This window comes from Streptomyces sp. NPDC006207 (genome assembly GCF_040613835.1).
Classification (GTDB): domain Bacteria; phylum Actinomycetota; class Actinomycetes; order Streptomycetales; family Streptomycetaceae; genus Actinacidiphila.
This window is the reverse complement of sequence record NZ_JBEXSX010000060.1, coordinates 55,159-61,867: the sequence shown is the minus strand read 5'-3', so window position 1 is coordinate 61,867 and position 6,709 is coordinate 55,159. Positions and strand designations below refer to the sequence as shown.

General features: G+C 71.1%; 5 protein-coding genes. All 5 read right to left on the bottom strand.

Features of this window, described 5'->3' with window-relative positions:
* Positions 1-236: 236 nt before the first annotated feature.
* The 5 genes from ABZ312_RS34970 to gnd all read right to left on the bottom strand — a co-directional run bounded on the left by ABZ312_RS34970 (position 237) and on the right by gnd (position 6,506).
* Positions 237-1,598, bottom strand: a complete 1,362-nt coding sequence (locus ABZ312_RS34970) for a vWA domain-containing protein (RefSeq protein WP_500323727.1) — start codon at positions 1,596-1,598, stop codon at positions 237-239.
* Positions 1,595-2,452, bottom strand: coding sequence for an AAA family ATPase (locus ABZ312_RS34965; protein ID WP_499516990.1), 858 nt, complete (start codon positions 2,450-2,452; stop codon positions 1,595-1,597). The genes ABZ312_RS34970 and ABZ312_RS34965 overlap by 4 nt, the downstream gene beginning before the upstream one ends.
* Before the next feature lie 635 nt (positions 2,453-3,087).
* Positions 3,088-3,708 carry an L-threonylcarbamoyladenylate synthase gene (locus ABZ312_RS34960; RefSeq protein ID WP_499515060.1) on the bottom strand — a complete coding sequence of 207 codons (621 nt, stop codon included), beginning with the start codon at positions 3,706-3,708 and terminating at the stop codon, positions 3,088-3,090.
* 301 nt (positions 3,709-4,009) lie between these two features.
* Complete coding sequence (zwf, locus tag ABZ312_RS34955) at positions 4,010-5,467, bottom strand: glucose-6-phosphate dehydrogenase (RefSeq protein WP_500439480.1); 1,458 nt, start codon at positions 5,465-5,467, stop codon at positions 4,010-4,012.
* 7 nt (positions 5,468-5,474) lie between these two features.
* Positions 5,475-6,506, bottom strand: coding sequence for a phosphogluconate dehydrogenase (NAD(+)-dependent, decarboxylating) (gnd, locus tag ABZ312_RS34950; protein WP_500323730.1), 1,032 nt, complete (start codon positions 6,504-6,506; stop codon positions 5,475-5,477).
* Positions 6,507-6,709 lie beyond the last annotated feature (203 nt).

The window sequence follows — 6,709 nt, the reverse complement described above, 5'->3', positions numbered from 1 at the left end:
GGGGGGGGGGGGGGGGGGGGGTGTTGTGGGGGGGGGGGGGGGGGCGGGGGCCGGCCGCCCCCGGGGGGGGGGGGGGGCCGGGCGGGGGGGGGGGGGGGCCCCCCCCCCCCCCCCCACCCCTCACGTCAGGTGGTTTCCCGGCGCCCGGCGGGCAGCAGGTCCAGGCCACCGCGTACACCGTCGAAGGTCCCGTGCAGCACCGCCGTGCGGATGCCCTCAGTGGAGCGGCGGCTTGATCAGACCGGCAGCAGGCGGGCGATCAGGGTGCTGAGCTGGTGGGCGTTGCGGCACTCGTGCATCTCGACCAGCTCGGAGTAGGCGAGTGCGGCCGAATCGCCCGTGCCCCACTGGGCGCGGTGCTCGGGGTTCAGCCAGTGGACACGGCGGGCCCGCCTGACGATGTCCCGCACGGCTGGAAGGTTCGGGTCGCTCATGTTCGTCCTGGCGTCACCGAGGACGAAGACCGTGGTGCGCGGGCCGACCGCCTCGCCGTACCGCTCGTCGAACTCGCCCAGCGCCGTGCCGTAGTCACTGCTCCCGTGCCAGCCTGTGAGTGCCGCCTCGGACCTGATGCGCGCGCTCAGGGCCTCGGGGGCGGCCGCGCCGTACTCCAGCAGGCGGGTCACCTCGTCGATCCGGTTGACGAAGGCGAATGCCCTTACCTTGCTGAACTGCTCGTGCAGCGCCTGCACCAGCAGCAGCGTGAAGTTCGAGAAGCCCGACACCGAGCCCGACACATCGCACAGCAGCACCAGTTCGGGGCGAACGGGACGCCGCTTGCGCAGCACGAGCCGCATCGGCACGCCGCCCGTCGACAGTGAAGCCCGCGAGGTCCGCCGCAGGTCGACGGACCCGCGCGCGGCGCTGCGGCGGCGGGAGGCAAGCCGGGTGGCCAGTTTGCGGGCGAGCGGCTGAACCGCCCTGCGGAGCTCCGCCAGCTGGGCCTGCCCGGCGACGAGGAAGTCGACCTGGTCCGCGGTCGGCGCCAGCGCCCGCCGGGCGATCTCGTCGACGGCCCGCCGCTCGGCGACCCGGCGCCGTGCCTCCGTGGCGACCTGTCCGCGGAACGCCTCGATGCGCCGGCGGATCTCGTCCTCCAGCAACCGGTCGGCGAACCCCGCCGGGCCGGTCCGTGCCCGGATGCTGTCGCGCGCGCGGGCCAGGAGTGTCTGGGGCCGGACCCGCTCGAGCGTCTGATACGACGACCATCCCCCCGACGCAGGGGAGGAGCCGTACCCGCCGAATCCGTCGACCGCCTCGGCGGCCAATCGGCCGAGCATCGCCTCGTCGCCCGCGGCGAGGGCGGCCGCGATACGGTCGCGCAGATCACCCAGGTCCGCGGGCGTGTCCGTACTCGGCGCCCCGACGCCGTGAGGAAAGTACAGGTCGAAGACCCCGTCGAACACCGCCCGCTGCCCCGTGCCGTGCAGCAGCGTCGCGGCCAGCCCCTCACGCAGCCGCTCGCGATCGGCCAGGCCGAGCGCCGCCACCGCCTGTGCCGCGTCCACGGTCTCCCCGGTGCCGACGCGGATGCCGTGCGCGCGCAGTGCCGCGACAAGCCCCGTCAAGCGCCCCTCGACACCCGTCGGCGCACTCACAGAGTGTCCAGGTCGAGCTTGGCGGCCGCCTTCGCGATGTCCTCCTGATGCTTGAGGATCACGCCGAGACTGTCGCGCACGACGGTCTCGTCGAGTGTGTCCGCACCGAGCGCGAGGAGCGTGCGCGCCCAGTCGATGGTCTCGGCGACCGACGGCACCTTCCGCAGGTCCATCGCGCGAAGGGCACCGACCACCCGCACCACGGATTCCGTCAGCGACTGCCCCAGCCCCGGAACCTTCAGCCGTACGATGCGCCGCTCCAGCTCCTGGTCCGGAAAGCCGATGTGCAGGAAGAGGCAACGGCGGCGCAGCGCCTCGGACAGCTCGCGGCTGGCGTTCGAGGTGAGGACGACGAACGGGCGGCGTTCGGCGCTGATCGTGCCCAGTTCCGGGATGGTGATCTGGAAGTCGCTGAGCACTTCCAGCAGCAGTCCCTCCACTTCGACGTCGGCCTTGTCGGTCTCGTCGATGAGGAGCACCTTCGGGTCGTTGCCGCGGATGGCGGTCAGCAACGGACGGGCCAGCAGGAACTCCTCGCTGAAGATGTCCGTGCGCGTCTCGTCCCAGGTTTCGTCGCGGCCCGCACTGATGCGCAGGAGCTGCTTGGCGTGGTTCCACTCGTACAGGGCCCGTGCCTCGTCGACGCCTTCGTAGCACTGCATCCGGACGAGCCGTGCTCCGGCGACCTGGGCGACGGCCTTCGCGAGTTCCGTCTTGCCGACCCCGGCGGGGCCCTCCACGAGGAGCGGCTTGCCGAGGCGGTCCGCGAGGAAGACGGTCGTGGCGACCGCGGGCGACGCCAGGTATCCGGTCTCGGCGAGGCGTGCGGAGACGTCGTCGACGGATGTGAACAGCATCGGGGTCTCCAGCTCGGTGAGCACACGTTCGGACGCACTATCTAAGCGCTTGTTCAGCGGTGTGTCACGTGCCCGCCGGCCCCCTCGGGTCCGCCCGCCCCGTGGTCCGTCGCCACTGCTCCGGACCGGTGGGCGAGAAAGAAGCGCTCCCGATGTCCTCGACTCTCCGCAACGGTACGCCGTGCACTTGCGCCCCGAGGACGTGCACGCGGCGCTGCCGCTCGACGTGGGGCCCGCCGCCTCGTCCCCCTGGGATCCGCCGCTCGCCGCGGCCATGGCCCAACTCCGGGTCCACTGTCCCGTCTCAGTGAAGTTTGACCGTTCTCACTGAAGTTTGACCGGTGCCCTGCGTTCGCGGCTGTTGAGGCCGCGAGGGGCGGGGCGACGGTGGCTACACCTGCGCGGGCAATCGGTGATGAGGCCCCGCGTACCCTAGCTGGGCCCTGACCTGCAGTGACTGCTACGCGTCGGGGGTGCCGTCCTCGGTCGTGATGGCGACGGCTGTTCCCTGTACGGCGGTCATGCTGAGAAGCCTCTTAAGGAATCAGCGGCGGGAGGCTGGTGCCATCGGCGCGGCATGCATGTCTCATGCTGCAGGCAAGATCCATACCTTCGTGACCGGCCTCGTGGCCTCACTCGAACCGCGAGGTGTCTCCCGCGCCCCGCCGTACGATCTCTGCCGCGCCGCCGGAGAAGTCGACTACCGTCGTCGGCTCGGTGCCGCAGTCCCCGGAGTCGACCACGGCGTCCACCACGTGATCGAGCCGGTCCTTGATCTCCCAGCCCTGGGTCATCGGCTCCTCCTCGTCCGGCAGCAGCAGTGTGCTGGACAGCAGCGGCTCGCCCATTTCGGCCAGCAGCGCCTGGGTGACCACATGGTCCGGGATGCGCACACCCACGGTCTTCTTCTTCGGGTGCAGCAGCTTGCGCGGCACCTCACGGGTGGCCGGGAGGATGAAGGTGTAGCTGCCGGGCGTGGACGCCTTCACGGCCCGGAACACGTCGTTGTCCACCTGCACGAACTGGCCCAGCTGCGCGAAGTCCCGGCACATCAGCGTGAAGTGGTGCCGGTCGTCGAGGTGGCGGATCGAACGGATCCGGTCCATGCCGTCCCTGCTGCCCAGCCGGCAGCCCAGCGCGTAACAGGAGTCGGTGGGGTATGCGATGAGTGCTCCCGACCGCACCGCGTCGGCGACCTGGGCGATGCTGCGCGGCTGGGGGGTCTCGGGGTGCACGTCGAAGTACTTCGCCATCTGCCGAGCTTATGCCGTACCCGGGTCCGCACTCGCGGGGCCGCGCCCCGTCGTCGCAACTACCGCTTCGGACACGGACAAGACCTGCCACCCACGCTCCTGGAAGCCGCAGCCAGCAGCTGTGTCAGGTGAAACTTCGATGAGACGAACAGCTCAGTCGTCAATCTTCGGTGAGACCGGTGCATCTTCGCTGAGACAGGACAGCCCCGTCGAGGAGGAGGCGGTGCTGGACGTCCTGCTGGACGGCCTCGCGTCGGCAAGGTGAGCGTGGATGCGCCTCAGGGGCGGCACGCCGTGCCGCTCACCTGCGGTGGGGAAGGCTCCAGTGGTGCGGTGCGATGAGCCGCCGGACGCTGTCCGGGCCCCAGGAGCCCGGGGCGTAGAGCTCGACCGGGGGCGGGTTCTCCAGCAGCGGGGTGGACGCCTCCCACAGGCGCTCGATGCCGTCGGAGCGGGTGAACAGGGACTGGTCGCCCAGCATCGCGTCCAGGAGGAGGCGTTCGTAGCCCTCGAGCGCGTGCATGGTGTTGAAGGAGTCGGCGTAGCCGAAGACCATCTCCGCGGTGCTCAGGCGCATGGCGGGGCCGGGTTCCTTCACCAGGAAGGAGGTGGTGATGCGGCCCGGGTCGTCGAAGTCGATCACCAGCGCGTTGCTCCGGGTCTCGGAGCCGCCCCGCGCGGCCAGCGGGAACATGCGCAGGGCCGGTTCCCGGAAGCCGAGCGTCACGACGTGCCGTGCCTCGCCGAGGGACTTGCCCGAGCGCAGGTAGAAGGGCACCCCGGCCCAGCGCCAGTTGTCGATCGTCGCGCGCAGGGCGACGAAGGTCTCGGTGTCCGACTGGGGATCCACGCCCGGCTCGGCCCGGTACCCTTCGTACTGCCCTCGCACGACATGGGCCGGGTCGACGGGCTGCAGCGACTCGAAGACTTTCTCCTTCTCGTCCCGCAGGGACTGTGCCTGCAGTGCCGTGGGCGGCTCCATGGCCACGAATCCCAGGAGCTGGAAGAGGTGGGTGACGATCATGTCCCGGAACGTGCCGGTGCCCTCGAAGAACTGCGCGCGGCCCTCGATACTGATGCTCTCCGGCACGTCGATCTGCACGTGGCTGATGTGGTCGCGGTTCCAGACCGGCTCGAAGAGGCCGTTGGCGAAACGCAGGGCGAGGATGTTGTCGACGGACTCCTTGCCGAGGAAGTGGTCGATGCGGAAGACCCGGGACTCGTCGAAGACGGCGTGGATGGCCGCGTTGAGCGCGCGGGCCGAGGCGAGGTCCGTGCCGAAGGGCTTCTCCACGATCACCCGGGCGTTGTCGGAGAGTCCGCTCGCCCCGAGCGTCTCGATCACGGAGGTGAAGGCGCTCGGCGGCACCGCGAGGTGGAACAGGCGCCGCGGGCTGCCCCCGATCGCCTGCTCGGCCTCCCGTACGGCCGCGAGCAGCGGCCCGGCGGCGCCGGGATCGCACGCACCGAACGACAGGGCGGCCTCGAACTCCTCCCACGCGCGGCCCTGGGGCTTGGAGCGGCCGAACTCGGCGACCGCGTCACGGGCGTGCTTGCGGAAGTCCTCGTCGCTCAGCGTGCTCTTGGCGGGCGCCGAGCCGACGATCCGGTAGCGGGCCGGCAGCAGCCCCGCCTTGGCGAGGTGGAAAAGACCGGGCAGCAGCTTGCGGCGGGCGAGGTCGCCGGTCGCGCCGAACAGCACCACCACGTGGTCCTCGGGGACCGGACCGTGACCGGGTGAGGGGGAACGATGGGACACGGCGCCTTCACCCGCTCTTCTCGGCGTGGCCGCCGAACTCGCCGCGCATCGCGGACAGCACCTTGTCGCCGAACTCGCCGAGCCCGCGCGAGGCGTACCGCTCGGCCAGCGAGGCGCTGATGACGGGGGCGGGCACGCTCTCGTCGATCGCCGCCTGGACCGTCCAGCGGCCCTCTCCGGAGTCCGAGACCCGGCCGGTGAACTGGTCCAGCTGCGGCGAGCGGGCCAGCGCGTCGGCGACGAGGTCGACCAGCCAGGAGCCGATCACCGAGCCGCGCCGCCACACCTCGGCGACCTCGGCCACGTCGATCTCGTACTGGTACGCCTCGGGCTCGCGCAGCGGCGCCGTCTCGGCGTCGACGGCCCTGCGGCCGAGCCCCGCGTCCGCGTGCCGGATGATACTGAGGCCCTCGGCGATGGCGGCCATCATCCCGTACTCCACCCCGTTGTGGACCATCTTCACGAAGTGGCCGGCCCCGCTCGGCCCGCAGTGGAGGTAGCCCTCCGGCGCGGTCCCGTCGGACCTGGTCCTGCCGGGCGTGGGCTCGGCGTTCCCGCGGCCGGGCGCGATGGTGCGGAAGATCGGGTCCAGCCGCGCGACCGGCTCGTCCTCACCGCCGATCATCAGGCAGTATCCGCGCTCGAGCCCCCAGACGCCGCCGGACGTGCCGCAGTCGACGTAGTGGATCCGATGCGGGGCGAGCTGCCGGGCGCGGGCCATGTCGTCGCGGTAGTACGAGTTGCCGCCGTCGATGACGGTGTCGTCGGGGTCCAGCAGCGCGGTGAGCTCGTCGAGCGTCGACTGCACGACCCCCGCCGGGAGCATCAGCCACACGTTGCGGGGCGGCGCGAGCTTCTCCACGAACTCCTGGAGCGAGGCGGCGGCCGTCGCCCCCTCCTTCTCCAGTTCCAGCATGGCGTCGCGGTTGAGGTCGTGGACGACGCATGGATGGCCGTCGCGCATCAGCCGGCGCACGAGATTGGCGCCCATGCGTCCGAGGCCGATCATGCCGAGTTGCACGGGTGAGTCGGTGGCCATCGTCGGTTTCCCCGTTCCTCGGCGGCCTTCACGGGCTGAAGGTCCTGTCGTCCCTCACCTCAGGGCGGTTCCATGGGAATCTACCGAACTCGGACATATGGTGCGATGAAAGGAGCGCCGTCCATGGGGCGGGATGCGACGGCTTTGACCTGCGATTCCCCTGCGCGCCGGGGGCTCCGCCAGGTGAGGAACGCCGCTGCCGC

Coding starts and splice junctions, on each gene's coding strand:
- ABZ312_RS34960 (WP_499515060.1), bottom strand. CDS start 3,708: ATGGCGAAGTACTTCGACGTGCACCCCGAGACCCCCCAGCCGCGCAGC.
- gnd (WP_500323730.1), bottom strand. CDS start 6,506: ATGGCCACCGACTCACCCGTGCAACTCGGCATGATCGGCCTCGGACGC.